Raw genomic sequence first — 15,286 nt, 5'->3', positions numbered from 1 at the left:
CGGAATCATAGGTACTTGCCAGGGAATCAACTCTCTGATTCTCTGCTCTAAAGCGTTTCCTGATTTGAGTCGTTTGACGCGTTACCCGCGTTTTCCGTCTGGGGGGGCAACCTGCCGGAAGACTCGGACTCAATGTGCGGAAATGTTGCGTGCGGAAATATTGGTTGCAGGCCCGGCGTGAAAGGGGAAGGCGGGATGAAGAAGAAGCATGTGGCTGTTCTCCTGGGGGGATTTTCCTCGGAGCGGCCCGTGTCTCTGTCGTCGGGGAAGGCATGTGCGGATGCGCTCGAGAATGAAGGCTATCAGGTCACCCGCGTCGATGTTTCGCGCGATGTCGGGTCTGTGCTTGCCGAGCTCAAGCCCGATGTCGCCTTCAACGCGCTGCATGGCCCGTTCGGCGAGGATGGCACCATCCAGGGAATTCTCGAATATCTCGGAATTCCCTACACCCATTCGGGCGTGCTCGCTTCGGCGCTGGCCATGAACAAGGAGCAGGCCAAGAAGGTCGCCAAGGCGTCCGGCATTCCCGTCGCGGAATCGAAGGTGGTCAACCGCTTCTCCGTCCAGAACAAGCATCCGATGAAGCCGCCTTACGTGGTGAAGCCGGTCAATGAAGGCTCGAGCTTCGGCGTCGTCATCGTGCACGAGGGGCAGTCGCATCCGCCGCAAGTCATCGGCTCGTCCGAATGGAAGTATGGCGAGATCGTCATGGTCGAGCGCTACATCCACGGGCGCGAGTTGACCTGCGCGGTGATGGGTGACGTGGCGCTCGGGGTCTGTGAAATCATCCCGACCGGTCATTCCTTCTACGACTACGATTCAAAGTACGTCCCGGGTGGATCAAAACACGAAACCCCTGCAAAAATTTCACCGAATATTTACCAAAAAATACAGACACTGGCCCTCAAGGCTCATCTTGCTATCGGTTGCCGGGGCGTTTCCCGGTCGGACTTCCGTTACGACGACCGTCACTCCGAAAACGGCGAGGTTGTCTGGCTCGAGATCAACACCCAGCCGGGCATGACGCCGACGTCTCTGGTGCCTGAAATCGCCGCGCAAGCGGGGCATTCGTTCGGTGAATTGTTGAGTTGGATGGTGGAGGACGCTTCGTGTCTGCGTTGAGGTGGGGCCAGGGCAAGGGCCGCGGGACTGGGCCCGCGCTGTTCGGCGTGCCGCTATCGTTCGACCATTTCGTGTTGCCGCGCCAGCTGCGGCGGCCGGTGCGTTTGCTTGCCCGTCTCTGCGATGGCGAGTACGAGGCGCCGCGCTTCTCGGCTGCGATCCTCTCGGCTGCCTTGTTGGCTTCCGCCGGAGCCTACGGGGCCTATCTCGGCGGCTACGCCGACAGCATCGTGCAGGGCGTGACGGCCCGAACCGGTTTTGCCGTCGACCAGATCAAGGTCGTCGGCAATCGCCAGACTTCCGAGATCGATATCCTGGACCGCCTCGGCCTCGATGGCTGGACGTCGCTGATCGGCTTTGATGCCGAGGCTGCGCGCGAGCGCATCGCGACGTTGCCCTGGGTCGAGGTTGCGGCGGTGCGCAAGATCTATCCTCACACGCTGGAGGTCCGTGTCGAGGAGCGTGAGCCCTTCGCGCTCTGGCAGCAGGGCAATTCGCTTTCGGTCATCGAGCGGTCGGGCGAGGTGATCGCGCCGTTCTCGGGCGGCAAGCAGGCTTTGCTGCCGCTGATCATCGGCACGGGCGCGCCGGCCAAGGCGCCGGATTTCCTGGAGAGGATCAAGCGCTATCCCGAGCTGGCGGCGCGGGTCAAAGGCTATATTCGTGTCGGCGAGCGGCGCTGGGATCTCAAGCTGGAGAACGGCATCACCGTGAAGCTGCCGGAAGACGGCGAGGATCAGGCGATCGCCGAGCTCGTCAAGCTTGACCATGATAACGGACTGTTGACGCGCGACATCGCTGCCGTCGACATGAGGTTGTCCGATCGCCTGGTCGTCGAGCTCTCGCCGGAAGCGGCGACGCAGCGCGAAGCCGCGCTCAGCGACAAGCCGAAGACCCTGACGAAACGCAAGCCGGAGACGAAGATATGAGCTGGCTTGGCGGCGGCGGTGATGCCTCTTCGCGCCGGTCGGGCACGCTGACGGTGCTCGATGTCGGCTCGAGCAAGGTCTGCTGCGTGGTGGCGAAGCTGAAGCCGCGCGAGGACGGCAAGCTGTTGCGCGGCCGCTCGCATCGCATCCAGGTGATCGGCATCGGCCATCAGAAGTCGCAGGGAGTTAAGTCGGGCGTCGTGGTCGATCTCGACCGCGCCGAGCATGCCATCCGTCTCGCCGTCGACGCCGCCGAGCGCATGGCGGGGCTCACCGTCGATTCCCTTATCGTCAACATGACGGCCGGCCGGCTGAAGAGCGAGGCCTTTTCGGCAACCATCAATCTCGGCGGCCATCAGGTCGAGGAAGCCGACATCAAGCGCGTGCTCGCTGCCGGCGCGAAGCAGGCGCTGCGGGCCGAGCGAGAGGTGGTTCATTCGCTTCCCGTCGGCTTCTCGCTCGATGCCGAGCGCGGCGTGCGGGATCCCCGCGGTATGGTCGGGGAGACGCTGGGCGTCGATATGCATGTGCTGACCGGCGATGCTGCGCCGATGCGCAATCTCGAGCTTTGCATCAACCGCTCGCATCTGTCGGTCGAGCGCATGGTGGCGACGCCCTATGCCAGCGGTCTCGCGGCTTTGGTCGACGACGAGCTCGAAATGGGCGCGGCCTGCATCGATATGGGCGGCGGCACGACCACGATTTCGGTGTTCTCGGAAGGCAAGTTCGTGCATGGCGACGCCATCGCTATCGGCGGCAATCATGTGACGCTCGACATGGCCAAGGGGCTGTCGACTTCGCTCGACGCCGCCGAGCGATTGAAGGTAATGCATGGCTCTGCGCTGCCGGGCAGTGCGGACGACCGCGACCTGGTTTCCATCCAGCCGATCGGCGAGGAGGGCGAGCTGCCGCTACAGATCCCGCGCTCGGTGATGACGCGGATCATCCGGGCGCGCATCGACGAGACGCTGGAGCTTTTGCGCGACCGGCTGAACAAATCGGGCTACGGCAACGCCGTCGGCAAGCGGGTCGTCCTCACCGGCGGCGCCAGCCAACTGGCGGGCCTGCCGGAGGCGGCGCGCCGCATTCTTGGGCGCAACGTGCGCATCGGCCGGCCGCTCGGCGTGGCAGGCCTGCCGGAAGCGGCCAAGGGGCCGGCGTTTTCGACCCCGGTCGGGCTTCTGATCTATCCTCAAATGGCGAGCTTCGAGAGCCATTCGGCGAAAGGACTTTCCGGTTTCAGGATGACCGGAACGGGCGGAAAACTGCATCGCATGGGTCAGTGGTTGAGAGACAGTTTTTAATTTGACGGGGACAGCCCCAAAGGCGGCCGCAGCGGCGAGGCGGCGGGAAAGGCAAAGGACGGAGACTATGACCATCAATCTCAAGAAGCCGGACATCACCGAGCTTAAGCCACGCATCACCGTGTTCGGTGTCGGCGGCGGCGGCGGCAACGCGGTCAACAACATGATCACAGCCGGCTTGCGCGGCGTCGAGTTCGTGGTGGCCAACACCGACGCGCAGGCGCTGACGATGTCGAAGGCTGAGCGGCTGATTCAGCTCGGCGCGCATGTCACGGAAGGCCTCGGCGCCGGCTCGCAGCCGGAAGTCGGCCGCGCGGCGGCGGAAGAGTGCATCGACGAGATCATCGATCATCTGTCCAACACGCATATGTGCTTCGTCACCGCCGGCATGGGCGGCGGCACCGGCACGGGCGCTGCACCCGTCGTTGCCCGCGCGGCGCGCGAAAAGGGCATCCTCACCGTCGGCGTCGTCACCAAGCCGTTCCATTTCGAGGGCCAGCGCCGCATGAAGACGGCCGACATGGGCATCGAGGAACTGCAGAAATGCGTCGATACGCTCATCGTCATCCCCAACCAGAACCTGTTCCGGCTGGCCAACGACAAGACCACCTTCGCCGATGCCTTCGCCATGGCCGACCAGGTACTCTACTCCGGCGTTGCCTGCATCACCGACCTGATGGTCAAGGAAGGCCTCATCAATCTCGACTTCGCCGACGTCCGCTCGGTGATGCGCGAGATGGGCAAGGCGATGATGGGCACCGGCGAGGCTTCGGGCGAGGGCCGCGCCATGGCCGCCGCCGAGGCGGCGATCGCCAACCCGCTGCTCGACGAGACCTCGATGAAGGGCGCCAAGGGCCTGCTGATCTCGATCACCGGCGGCCGCGACCTCACCCTGTTCGAGGTCGACGAAGCCGCGACCCGGATCCGCGAGGAGGTCGACCAGGACGCCAACATTATCCTCGGCGCCACCTTCGACGAGGAACTGGAAGGCGTGATCCGCGTCTCGGTGGTCGCTACCGGCATCGACAAGTCGGCGGCCGAAATCGCCGCGGCGCCAATCTCCATCCGCGCGCCGCAGAAGCCGGTCGCCCGTCCCGCGGCACCTGTTCAGGAAAGCCGTCCCGCACCGGTTCAGCAGCAGGCCTACGAGCCGCGCGCCGTCGATCCGGTTGCCGAGGCGATCCAGCTTGCAGAGGCGAACGCCGCCGCGATGGCACAGCCGCGCCCCGCGCCGGTCGACGACTTCCGCCCGCAGAGCAAGATCTTCCAGGCTCCGCCGGCCCAGCCTCAGCCGCAGCCGATCGCCCAGCAGCCGGTCATGCAGCCCGCGCCGCAGCGCGAGATGCCGCAGCCTGTGGCTGCAGCGCCGCAGCGCATGCCGCGCGTCGAGGACTTTCCACCGGTCGTGAGGGCCGAGGTGGAGGCCAAGAGCCGCCCTGCGGATCATGAGAACAGCGGACCGATGGGGCTGATCAAGCGGCTGACCAACGGCCTGACCCGCCGCGAGGAAGAGCCGGCCCGGCTGCAGCCGGCGCAGCCGCGCGAGCCGAAACTGCGCCAGGCGGCACCGGAAATGCGCCGCCTCGCCAGCCAGGACCCGCAGCTCTATGCGCCGCGCCGCGGCCAGCTCGACGACCAGGGGCGCCTCACGCCTCAAAGCCGCACGGTGCAGGAAGACGACCAGCTGGAGATCCCGGCGTTCCTGCGTCGCCAGGCGAACTAATCGTTAAAGCGCGCCGCCTATGCGGCGCGCTTTAAGCAATGTTTGATAATGTCGTTCTCCCAAAACCGCTGTGCACTTTCGGGCAGAACATACACTAACGATATATAACAGCTGTTAACAGGCGGGCGAGAGATCGTCTGTCTGTTGCCTTTAAAAGTTATAGAAAAACAACGCATTACGAGTGCTTTTTCGCTCAGGGCAGCGGTTACACGGGGTAAGAAACCGTGATTTGGAGTCTCACAGACGGGCCACTATCTTCGCGTCGGACTAAAGTCGGTTTGCCGGGATTCGGGGAGTTGGCCCTGCCTGCCGATACATCAGAGCCGCTGCCTTGCTCATTCGCCGCTTTTGCGCGCAGGCCAGATGATCCGTCGGGCCGATAATGCCTAAGGCTGACAAGCGGACACAGGCGGTTTGGGCTTATGGGGTTTGTCTTGCACGACTATCAGACGACAGTTAAGGCGCGCGTGACGCTGACCGGCACCGGCGTCCACAGCGGCAAGCCCGTCACCGTTCATTTCCTGCCCGCCGACGCCGATACCGGCATCGTGTTCCACCTCGCGAATGGCGGCGAGTTCCGCGAGTTCCGCGCGCTGGTCTCCGAGGTCGGCGCCACCGACCTGTGCACCATGCTCGGCGATCCGGTCGGCCAGCATATCGGAACCGTCGAACATCTCATGGCGACGGTGTTCGGACTTGGCATCGACAATCTCATCATCGAGATCGACGGTCCGGAAGTCCCCATTCTCGACGGCAGCGCGGTGGCCTTTGTCGAAGCCTTCGACCAGGCGGGGATCGACACGCTTTCGGTCAAGCGCCGCTATATCCGCGTGGTCAAGCCGATCCGCGTCGAAGCCGGTGCATCCTGGGCCGAGTTCCGCCCCTATGACGGCACGCGATTCGAGGTCGAGATCGACTTCGAGAGCCCGGCAATCGGCCGCCAGCTCTTCGCCTCCGATATCAACCCCGACATCTTCCGCCGCGACATCGCGCGGGCCCGCACCTTCGGCTTCATGAAGGATGTCGAGCGGCTGTGGGCCGCCGGCTACGCGCTCGGGTCGTCGCTGGAGAACTCGCTGGTCATCGGCGACGACAACCGCGTCATCAATGTCGGCGGACTGCGCTATCCGAACGAATTCGCCCGCCACAAGACGCTCGACGCCATGGGCGACCTGGCGCTTGCCGGCGCGCGCTTCATCGGCTGCTTCCGCTCCTATCGTGGCGGCCATCGGATGAACGCGGCGGCGCTGCGCCGCCTGCTTTCGGACCGTACGGCCTTCGAGATCGTCGAGACGCGGCGCCGCGAGCGCGGCCGGGTCGCCGAAATGATCGCCGTCAGCGGACCGGTCTACGCGCCCTGGGTCATCTGATTTTTAACGATTTTCGGGCTTTGTAGCGAAGCCGGTGTTGCGCAAATGCATCACAAACCCGTGAAATCGAGCGGCTTTGGGGACGGTCCCAAACCGCCACAAAAATGTGCGATTGGCCGGACATAGCGTTGCCGGGCAAGGGGATAATGGTTTATGGCTGCGGCCGGGACCGAAACGACGCCGAAAGGGCGGAATCCAAACATGTTTTTTTCGCGAGTTGGTCAATCGAAGGCGCCGTATCGGGCTGTTTTCCTGGCGTTTTCGTTGGTCGCCCCGTCGCTCATGCTGTCGGCCTGCATGTCCTCCGAAAAGGACGTCAATCTGGCGACCTATGTCGACCACACCGAACCCGCAGACGTTCTCTACAACCAGGGCCTCGCCAATCTGAATGCCGGCCGCCTCGATGAGGCGAGCAAGAAGTTCGACGCCGTCGACCGCCAGCATCCCTACTCGGAATTCGCCCGCAAATCGATGGTGATGGGCGCCTTCGCCGATTATCGCGCCGGCAACTATGACGAGGCGATCGGTTCCGCCAAACGTTACCTGACGCTCTATCCGTCAACCGACGATGCCGCCTATGCGCAGTACATCATCGGCTTGAGCTACTACCGGCAGATCAAGGACGTCACCCAGGACCAGAAGGAAGCGCGCCAGACGGTGCAGACCATGCAGGACCTGGTGACCCGCTGGCCGAATTCCGAGTATGTCGACGACGCCAAGGACAAGATCCGCTTTGCCACCGACCAGCTCGCCGGCAAAGAGATGCAGATCGGCCGCTACTATCTGGAACGCCGCGAATATATCGCCGCCGTCAAGCGCTTCCGCACCGTGGTCGAGAACTACTCCAACACGCGCCATGTCGAGGAGGCGCTCGCGCGACTGACCGAAGCCTACTACGCGATGGGCCTGACTTCGGAAGCGCAGACAGCCGCAGCGGTGCTCGGCCACAACTATCCGGACAGCCAGTGGTACAAGGATTCCTACAAGCTCTTGCAGAGCAACGGGCTTGAACCGCGCGAGAATGCCGGGTCGTGGATCTCCAAGGCCGGGAAGCTGATCACCGGCGCCTGACACTTCTGATGCTGTCCAGACTGTCGATCCGCGATATCGTCCTGATCGAGAAGCTGGACATCGACTTCTTGCCTGGGCTTTCGGTGCTGACCGGAGAGACCGGCGCCGGCAAATCCATCCTGCTCGATGCGCTGTCGCTGGCGCTTGGCGCGCGCGGCGACGCTTCGCTCGTCCGCCATGGCGCGGCGCAGGGCCAGGTCATCGCCGTGTTCGACGTGCCGCGCAACCACCCGGCGCGCGCGCTGCTTGCCGACAACGACATCGAGGATGATGGCGACATCATCCTGCGCCGCGTGCAGACCGCTGACGGCCGCACCCGCGTTTTCGTCAATGATCAGCCGTCCAGCGTGACCCTGATGCGCGACGTCGGCCGCGCGCTCGTCGAGATTCACGGCCAGCATGACGAGCGGGCGCTCGTCGATCCCGGCGCCCACCGCGAATTGCTGGACAGTTTCGGCGGCCATCTCGGCGCCGTGCGCGGGACGGGCGAAGCCTGGCGCTATTGGCGGAACTGCGAACAGGAGCTTTCGCGGCACCGCGCCAAGGTCGAGGCGGCGGCGCGCGAGGCCGATTATCTCAGGGCCTCGGTCGCCGAGTTGGCGAAGCTCGATCCGCAGCCGGGCGAAGAGACCGAGCTTGCCGAATTACGCGCCCAGATGATGCGCGCCGAAAAGATCGCGTCCGAGATTCACGATGCGCAGGATGTGCTGTCGGGGCCGTCTTCGCCCCTGCCGCAGCTCGCCAGCCTGCTCAGGCGGCTGCAGCGCAAATCGGGCGAGGTGCCGGGCCTGCTCGACGATGTGGTCAAGTCGCTGGACGAGGCAATGATCTCGCTCGACGCGGCGCAGTCCGGCGTCCAGACAGCACTACGCGCCACCGAATACGATCCGCAGCGCCTGGAAAAGGCCGAAGAGCGGCTGTTCTCGCTGCGCGCGGCCTCACGCAAGCACAATGTCGCGGTCGACGATCTGGCGCAGCTGCGCGACACGATGGCGGCCGACCTTGCCGATCTCGATGCGGGCGAGGAACGCCTGCACGGGCTGCAGAAACAAGCAGCCGCCGCGCGCGAAGCTTACGACATAGCCGCGGCGCAGCTCTCTTCGCTGCGCCATGCGGCGGCGGCGGGCCTCACCAAGGCGGTGATGGCCGAACTGCCGGCCCTCAAGCTCGAGCGGGCGGAGTTCATCGTCGAGATGGTGAGCGATGCCGATGGCCGCATGGAAGAAGGCATCGACCAGGTCGAGTTCTGGGTGCGCACCAATCCGGGCACACGGCCCGGGCCGATGATGAAGGTTGCGTCCGGCGGCGAGCTGTCGCGCTTCCTTCTGGCCCTGAAGGTGGCGCTTGCCGACCGCGGCTCGGCGCCGACCCTGGTCTTCGACGAGATCGACACCGGCGTCGGCGGCGCCGTGGCCGATGCCATCGGCCAGCGGCTGGCGAGGCTGTCGAAGCGGGTGCAGGTGCTTTCGGTCACGCATGCGCCGCAAGTGGCGGCGCGCGCCGCGACGCATTTTCTAATCTCGAAGTCCGGCGGCAAGGACCGTGTCGCCACCGGCATTGCCGAAATGGATCGCGCGGCGCGCCAGGAAGAGATCGCGCGCATGCTGGCCGGCGCCACCATCACCGATGAAGCGCGCGCCGCCGCTGAGCGGTTGCTGCGCGAGAACACGGCGGCAGCCTAGGCTTCTTGATTCCCCGGCTGGAATGCCGAGTCAGCAGGTGGCTGCATCCTGCTGTTCGGCAATGATTTTTGCGCAAGCGGACTCCTCCATACCGAATCCTGATTTATAGTGGCCCGCCACAATTCGAGGACCGCGCTTCATGTCTGAAAAACCAGTCGATTCGCTGAGCGAAAGCGAGGCCGCGGAGGAGCTGAAGCGGCTGGCGGCGGAGATCGCCGAGCACGACCGGCGCTACCATATGGAGGATGCGCCCACGATTTCGGACGCCGAATACGACGCACTGGCGCGGCGCAACCTTGCCATCGAGGGGCGCTTTCCCGATCTCGTTCGCGAGGATTCGCCGTCGCGTCGGGTCGGCGCGCCGCCGGCGGAAGGCTTCACCAAGGTGCGGCATGCCGTGCCGATGCTGAGCCTCGCCAAGGCCTATACCGACCAGGACGTGGCCGATTTCATCGAGCGTGGCCGGCGCTTCTTCGACCGCGACAAGGACCTCGATATCGCCTTCACGGCGGAGCCGAAGATCGACGGGCTATCGGCATCACTGCGCTACGAAAACGGCATCTTCGTGCAAGGCGCGACGCGCGGCGACGGCGCGGTCGGCGAGGACATAACCGCCAATCTCAAGACCATCGCCGACCTCCCGAAGAAGTTGCAGGGCTCGGGCTGGCCGGAGGTCATCGAAATCCGCGGCGAGGTCTACATGACCTACGCGGAGTTCGAGGCTTTGAAGCAGCGCTCGGCGGCTATTGGCGGCCAGGACTATGTCAATCCGCGCAACACGGCGGCCGGGTCGCTGCGCCAGAAGGATCCAGCCGTCACCGCCAGCCGCAATCTGAAATTCTTCGCCTATGCCTGGGGCTACACGACGGCGGATCCCGCTCCGACCCAGTACGATTCCGTGCAGAAGTTCCAGGAATGGGGCTTCAAGATCAGTCCGCTGATGGTGCGGGCAAGGTCGATCGACGACCTCATCGGGCACTACCACCGGATCGAGGAACAGCGTTCTTCGCTGGGTTACGACATCGACGGCGTCGTCTACAAGGTCGACCAGCTCGAGCTGCAGCGCCGCTGGGGTTTTGTGACCGGCGAGCCGCGCTGGGCAGTTGCCCACAAATTCCCGGCCGAACAGGCGATGACGACGGTCGAGAAGATCGACATCCAGGTGGGCCGCACCGGCACGTTGGCGCCGGTGGCGCGGCTGGCGCCGGTGACGGTCGGCGGCGTGGTGGTGGAAAACGTCACGCTGCACAATGAAGATTACATCAAGGGTTTTGACAGCAACGGGCAGCCAATCCGCGACGGCATTGACGTTCGCATCGGCGACACGGTGGTGATCCAGCGGGCAGGGGACGTCATCCCGCAGATCGTCAGGGTCCTCATCGACAAGCGGCCGGCCGATGCGGTGCCGTATGAGTTCCCGCACACCTGCCCGGTCTGCGGCTCGCCGGCGACGCGCGAGATCAACGAGAAGACCGGCAAGGAGGATTCGCGGCGCCGCTGCACCGGCGAGCTGATCTGCGCAGCGCAGGCCGTGGAGGGGCTGCGCCACTTCGTGTCGCGCGGCGCGCTCGATATCGAGGGCCTCGGCGCCGAGAACATCGACCTGTTCTTCAATGCCGGGTTGGTGAAGACCGCCGCCGACATCTTTACGCTGAAGGACCGCCGGCCGGCCGTCACCAAGGCGTTGGCGGAGCGGCGTGAGGAGCAGGCCAGACTGCGCGAGGCCGCATCGGGCAAGACGCGCAAGAATGTGCGCAGCATTGAAGATCGCAACTACGAAGGCCTCGACAAACTGTTCGCAGCCATCGACGCGCGCCGCGAGCCGGAGCTCGACCGCTTCATCTTCGCGCTCGGCATCCGCCATATCGGCGAGACGACGGCGGCGGTGCTTGCCCGCCAGTTCTCGACCATCGAGGAACTGATCCGCGTCGGCAAGGAGACGGCGAAGGCGCAGGATCCGCATGACGTGTTCCCGTCGATCAACGGCATCGGCGATACCGTGATCAACGCCTTGCGCGACTTCTTCGGCAATGAGCGCAATGACGACGTGCTCGATGCGCTGCTGGCGCAAGTCCATCCCAAGCCCTATGTGGTCGAGATCTCGGCCGGCAGCGAGGTATCCGGGAAGACGGTGGTGTTCACCGGCACGCTGGAAAAGATGACGCGCTCCGAGGCCAAGGCGATGGCGGAGCGCCTGGGGGCGAAGGTCGCCGGCTCGGTTTCGGCCAAGACCGATCTGGTGGTGGCGGGTCCGGGCGCCGGCTCCAAGCTCAAGGTTGCGAGCGATCTCGGCATCGAGGTGATCGACGAGGACACCTGGCTGCAGCGCATCGGCAGGGGCGGCTGATGGCCGGAGCGTTCAAGGGTTTTGGCGAGAAGGCCATTCCGTTCCTCAAGGCGCTCGACTTCCACCAGAGCCGCGAATGGTTTCAGGAAAACCGCGGTCTCTACGAGAGTGAGCTGCACGAGCCGTTCTGCGATCTCGTCGAAGCGCTCAGCGAGCGTTTCGCGGCGGCGGGACTTGGCCTGCGCGGCGACCGCAAGAAGTCGCTGTTCCGCATCAATCGCGACGTTCGCTTCTCCAAGGACAAGCGCCCCTATAATCGGCACCTGTCGGCAATCCTGTCGCCAGACGGCACCAAGATGGAGCAGGGCGTGTTCTATGTGCATATCGGCCTCGAGCGCTGCTTTGCCGGCGTCGCCTGGTGGCAGCCCGGACCGGAGTTGCTGCAGGCGATGCGCAAGGCGATCGTGACGAAGCCGGCCGCCTTCCGCGCCATGGTTTCAGCGCTGAAAAAGACTGGGCTGGAGCTGGATAGGGAAGATTGCCTGAAGCGCGCGCCGCGTGGTTTCGAGGACGTCAGCGAAGCCGATCTCGCGCAAGCAGTCCGCAACCGCCATTTCGTGGTGCGGCATAATATTGATCCCGAAACCATCTACATGGCGGCGCTAGTTGACGATCTCGTCGGCTTCACCTTGCGCGCCAAGCCGCTGCTCGATTGGGGCAGGGCGATCCAGGGCAAGGCTGCCTGAGCCGCTCAAAGCCCGGCAATCAGTTCCGCTGATCGTCGGCTCAAGCGAATTGGTGTGACAAGCGGGGCGACGCTCCCTAAATCAAGCCGCTCAAGGGAGCAGTTGGATGACGGCGGAAGCAATCTCCGAAAGCCGTGCGAGGAGCGATTTCTGGGACGGCGTGCGGCTGTCGATGCCGGTCGTCGTCGCCTCCGCGCCGTTCGCGATCCTGTTCGGCGCGATTGCCGTGGACAACGGGTTTTCGGTCCTGGAAGCATTCCTAATGAGCGCGCTGATCTTCGGCGGCGCCAGCCAGATGGTCGGCATCGAATTGTTCGGCCAGCATGTCGCGCCCTGGCTGATCGTGCTCTCGATCTTCGCGGTGAATTTCCGTCACGTGCTCTATTCCGCCGGCATCGGCCGGCGCATGGCGCATTGGCCGCTGCTGCAGCAGGCGCTAGGCTATTTCATCCTGACCGATCCGCAATATGCCGTGGCCGAGGCGCGCGCGGCCTCCGGCCGATCGGTCGGGTTCGTCTGGTATCTCGGGCTCGGCCTGCCGGTCTATGTGTTCTGGGTGGCCGAAAGCGCGCTCGGCGCGGTCTTCGGCAAGATGATCCCGGACACCCATGCGCTGGGCATCGATTTCCTGCTGCCGATCTATTTCCTCGGCCTGGTTCTCGGCTTCCGCAAGCGGCCACTTGGCTGCCGGTGGTCGTCGCCAGCGCGGCCGCCTCGATCGTCGCCTACAAGACGGTCGGCTCGCCCTGGCATGTCTCGATCGGCGCCATTGCCGGCGTGCTCCTAGCGGTGATTCTGCCGCCGCATCATAGCGGCGTGGGGCAGCGCACATGAGCACGACCTTCTGGATCATCCTCGCCGGCGCCGTCGCCACCTATCTCACCCGTGTCGGCGGCCATCTCGTCATCTCGCGCTTCGAGACCGTCCACCCGCGCGTCGAGGCCGGCCTCAACGCCGTGCCGGCCGCTGTGCTGACGACACTTGTGGCACCTGCCGCGCTCGGCGCCGGACCGGCCGAATGGGCAGCGCTGATCGTCACCGCGCTGGTGTCGCTGCGCGGCGGCCTGATGGCGATGTTTTTGGCCGGTGCCGCGGTGCTGATTCTGGCCAGGCAGTTCGTCGGCTAGAAGTCAGATCTTGGCGTCGTGCGGCAGCGGGGCCGTGGCTTTCTCCAGCCAGGCCAGCGTCTCGCCGTCCACCATCGGACCGATCTCGGCCAGAACCCGCGCGTGATACTGGTCGAGCCAGTGCAGTTCGTCGCGGGTCAGCAAGTCGCTGCGGATGAGGCGCTTGTCGATCGGCGCCATCGTCAGCGTCTCGAAGCCGTGCATGGCGATGTCGCCGCCCTCGATCTGCTCGGCAGGCGTGACCAGGATCAGGTTCTCGATGCGAATGCCGTAGGAGCCTTCCTTGTAATAGCCCGGCTCGTTGGACAGCATCATGCCGGCAAGCAGTTTCTCGGTGCCGGTGCGGGCAATGCGCTGCGGGCCCTCATGCACGGCGAGGTAAGAGCCGACGCCATGGCCGGTGCCGTGGGCGAAGTCGCAGCCATGCTTCCACAGCGCCACGCGGGCAACGGCATCGATTTCCGAACCGCGCGTGCCGGCCGGAAAGCGCAGCGTCGAGATGCCGATCATGCCCTTCAGCACCAGCGTGAAGCGCTCGCGCATCTCTTCGGTCGGCTGGCCGATCGGCACGGTGCGGGTGATGTCGGTGGTGCCGTCCTGGTATTGTCCGCCGGAATCGAGCAGGAACAGCTCGCCGCTTTGGAGCTTGCGGCTAGTGGCGCGGGAGACGCGGTAGTGCATGATGGCGCCGTTCGGGCCGGCGCCGGAAATCGTGTCGAAGGAGACGTCGCGCAGCGGCATCTGCGTTTCCTCTCCGGTCTGGCGCCGCACCTCCTCGAGTTTGGTCACGACGTCGATCTCGTCGAGCGTATCCGGCTGCTGCCGGTCGAGCCAGCAGAGCAGCTTGGCGACTGCGGCGCCGTCGCGACGATGCGCGGCGCGGCTGCCGGCGACCTCGGCCTGGTTCTTGGTGGCGCGCGGAATGCGGGCGGGGTCTGGCGCAGAGACAACGGTGCCGCCATTGCCCTCGACCAGCATCTTGAGCTTTTCCGCCGCCAGCACGGGATCGAGCGCGATTTTTGCGCCGCCCTTGGCGAGGTTGGCGACCGCCGCTTCGAATTCGCCTGGATCGTGCGGATCGGCAAGCTGGGTGAGATAGGCCGCGACCTGGCGCGAAAATTTGCGCTGGTCCATAAAGAGTTGATGCTTGCCGTCGGCGGCAAGAATGGCGAAGCCGAGCGCCAGCGGCGTATGCGCCACATCACCGCCGCGGATGTTGAAGGCCCAGGCGATGGAAGAAGGGTCGGTGAGCACGGCGTGCGTCGCGCCCTCCTTTTCGATCGCGCCCGCCAGCCGCGCCAGCTTGTCCTTGGCGAGCTCGCCGGCGAAGGCGATCGGGTGGAGTTCCACCAGTGCGCGCGGCGGCTCGGGCTGATCTTCCCAGATGATGTCGATCGGATTCTTGTCGAGCGGCACCAGTGTCGCGCCGGACTGCTCGGCCGAGGCTTTCAATGCCTTGATCTCGCCGATCGTGTGCAGCCAAGGGTCGAAGCCGAGCCTAGCCCCTTTGCCGAGATTGTCCTTGATCCAGGAGGCCGGCGGATTGTCGATGAGGCTCTCGACAGTGAAGATCGAAAGATCGACCTCATTGCGCACCTGCAGCGTGTAGCGGCCGTCAACGAAGATGAAGGCGCGGTCGCGCAGGATGATGGCGACGCCCGCTGAGCCGGAAAAGCCGGTCAGCCATTTCAGCCGTGCCGAGCGGTCGGCGACATATTCGCCCTGATGCTCGTCGGCGCGCGGCACCATGAAGCCGTCCAGCTTGTTCTCGGCCAGCCATTGGCGCAGCGTCGCCACGCGCGGCTTGCCGACAGCCGGATCGCCGGCGGAATCAAAGGTCTGGAACATTTTTCCGCATCTCCTCGAATGGCTCGCGCGACCGTAGCGCAAGGTCTTCGAAACCGGAATCGATTTCGACAGGGCCA

11 protein-coding genes and 1 pseudogene are annotated in these 15,286 nt (G+C 64.8%); 11 read left to right on the top strand and 1 reads right to left on the bottom strand.

Annotated elements, in window-relative coordinates; all coding sequences use genetic code 11:
* Positions 1–195 precede the first annotated feature (195 nt).
* From P9254_RS04710 to P9254_RS04660, 11 genes and pseudogenes are all read left to right on the top strand, one after another.
* Positions 196–1,122 (top strand): D-alanine--D-alanine ligase, encoded by a 927-nt coding sequence (locus P9254_RS04710; RefSeq protein ID WP_066990754.1) that lies wholly within the window; start codon positions 196–198, stop codon positions 1,120–1,122.
* Positions 1,110–2,051, top strand: a complete 942-nt coding sequence (locus tag P9254_RS04705; RefSeq protein ID WP_067329052.1) for a cell division protein FtsQ/DivIB — start codon at positions 1,110–1,112, stop codon at positions 2,049–2,051. Before P9254_RS04710 ends, P9254_RS04705 begins: the two co-directional genes overlap by 13 nt.
* Positions 2,048–3,355 carry a cell division protein FtsA gene (ftsA, locus tag P9254_RS04700; RefSeq protein ID WP_067329054.1) on the top strand — a complete coding sequence of 436 codons (1,308 nt, stop codon included), beginning with the start codon at positions 2,048–2,050 and terminating at the stop codon, positions 3,353–3,355. Before P9254_RS04705 ends, ftsA begins: the two co-directional genes overlap by 4 nt.
* Before the next feature lie 67 nt (positions 3,356–3,422).
* Positions 3,423–5,078 carry a cell division protein FtsZ gene (gene ftsZ / locus P9254_RS04695; protein WP_067329056.1) on the top strand — a complete coding sequence of 552 codons (1,656 nt, stop codon included), beginning with the start codon at positions 3,423–3,425 and terminating at the stop codon, positions 5,076–5,078.
* 422 nt (positions 5,079–5,500) lie between these two features.
* A complete protein-coding gene (lpxC, locus tag P9254_RS04690) occupies positions 5,501–6,448 on the top strand; it encodes a UDP-3-O-acyl-N-acetylglucosamine deacetylase (protein WP_095832082.1) in 948 nt (315 codons plus the stop codon).
* 201 nt (positions 6,449–6,649) lie between these two features.
* Positions 6,650–7,519 carry an outer membrane protein assembly factor BamD gene (locus P9254_RS04685; RefSeq protein ID WP_066990991.1) on the top strand — a complete coding sequence of 290 codons (870 nt, stop codon included), beginning with the start codon at positions 6,650–6,652 and terminating at the stop codon, positions 7,517–7,519.
* An 8-nt stretch (positions 7,520–7,527) separates the two neighbouring features.
* Positions 7,528–9,201: a DNA repair protein RecN gene (recN, locus tag P9254_RS04680; protein ID WP_127216228.1), complete on the top strand. Its 1,674-nt coding sequence runs from the start codon at positions 7,528–7,530 to the stop codon at positions 9,199–9,201.
* A 139-nt stretch (positions 9,202–9,340) separates the two neighbouring features.
* Positions 9,341–11,548 carry an NAD-dependent DNA ligase LigA gene (gene ligA / locus P9254_RS04675; protein WP_278057329.1) on the top strand — a complete coding sequence of 736 codons (2,208 nt, stop codon included), beginning with the start codon at positions 9,341–9,343 and terminating at the stop codon, positions 11,546–11,548.
* Complete coding sequence (locus P9254_RS04670) at positions 11,548–12,234, top strand: DUF2461 domain-containing protein (protein WP_278057330.1); 687 nt, start codon at positions 11,548–11,550, stop codon at positions 12,232–12,234. The genes ligA and P9254_RS04670 overlap by 1 nt, the downstream gene beginning before the upstream one ends.
* 106 nt (positions 12,235–12,340) lie before the next feature.
* A pseudogene (locus P9254_RS04665) lies at positions 12,341–13,068 on the top strand (AzlC family ABC transporter permease).
* Positions 13,065–13,361, top strand: coding sequence for an AzlD family protein (locus tag P9254_RS04660; RefSeq protein WP_067329066.1), 297 nt, complete (start codon positions 13,065–13,067; stop codon positions 13,359–13,361). Before P9254_RS04665 ends, P9254_RS04660 begins: the two are co-directional and overlap by 4 nt.
* Before the next feature lie 3 nt (positions 13,362–13,364).
* Here P9254_RS04660 and P9254_RS04655 read toward each other — a convergent pair whose 3' ends face one another.
* Positions 13,365–15,209: an aminopeptidase P family protein gene (locus P9254_RS04655; RefSeq protein WP_278057331.1), complete on the bottom strand. Its 1,845-nt coding sequence runs from the start codon at positions 15,207–15,209 to the stop codon at positions 13,365–13,367.
* Positions 15,210–15,286 lie beyond the last annotated feature (77 nt).

The organism is Mesorhizobium sp. WSM4983 (assembly GCF_029625765.1).
Classification (GTDB): domain Bacteria; phylum Pseudomonadota; class Alphaproteobacteria; order Rhizobiales; family Rhizobiaceae; genus Mesorhizobium.
Note: the sequence above shows the minus strand (reverse complement) of the source record. Positions and strands in the feature narration are given on the sequence as shown.

Bases quoted from the DNA above. Each gene is read 5' to 3' on its own strand.
- ftsA (WP_067329054.1), top strand. From the start codon at position 2,048: ATGAGCTGGCTTGGCGGCGGCGGTGATGCCTCTTCGCGCCGGTCGGGC.
- P9254_RS04710 (WP_066990754.1), top strand. From the start codon at position 196: ATGAAGAAGAAGCATGTGGCTGTTCTCCTGGGGGGATTTTCCTCGGAG.
- recN (WP_127216228.1), top strand. From the start codon at position 7,528: ATGCTGTCCAGACTGTCGATCCGCGATATCGTCCTGATCGAGAAGCTG.
- P9254_RS04660 (WP_067329066.1), top strand. From the start codon at position 13,065: ATGAGCACGACCTTCTGGATCATCCTCGCCGGCGCCGTCGCCACCTAT.
- lpxC (WP_095832082.1), top strand. From the start codon at position 5,501: ATGGGGTTTGTCTTGCACGACTATCAGACGACAGTTAAGGCGCGCGTG.
- P9254_RS04655 (WP_278057331.1), bottom strand. From the start codon at position 15,209: ATGTTCCAGACCTTTGATTCCGCCGGCGATCCGGCTGTCGGCAAGCCG.
- ftsZ (WP_067329056.1), top strand. From the start codon at position 3,423: ATGACCATCAATCTCAAGAAGCCGGACATCACCGAGCTTAAGCCACGC.
- P9254_RS04670 (WP_278057330.1), top strand. From the start codon at position 11,548: ATGGCCGGAGCGTTCAAGGGTTTTGGCGAGAAGGCCATTCCGTTCCTC.
- ligA (WP_278057329.1), top strand. From the start codon at position 9,341: ATGTCTGAAAAACCAGTCGATTCGCTGAGCGAAAGCGAGGCCGCGGAG.
- P9254_RS04685 (WP_066990991.1), top strand. From the start codon at position 6,650: ATGTTTTTTTCGCGAGTTGGTCAATCGAAGGCGCCGTATCGGGCTGTT.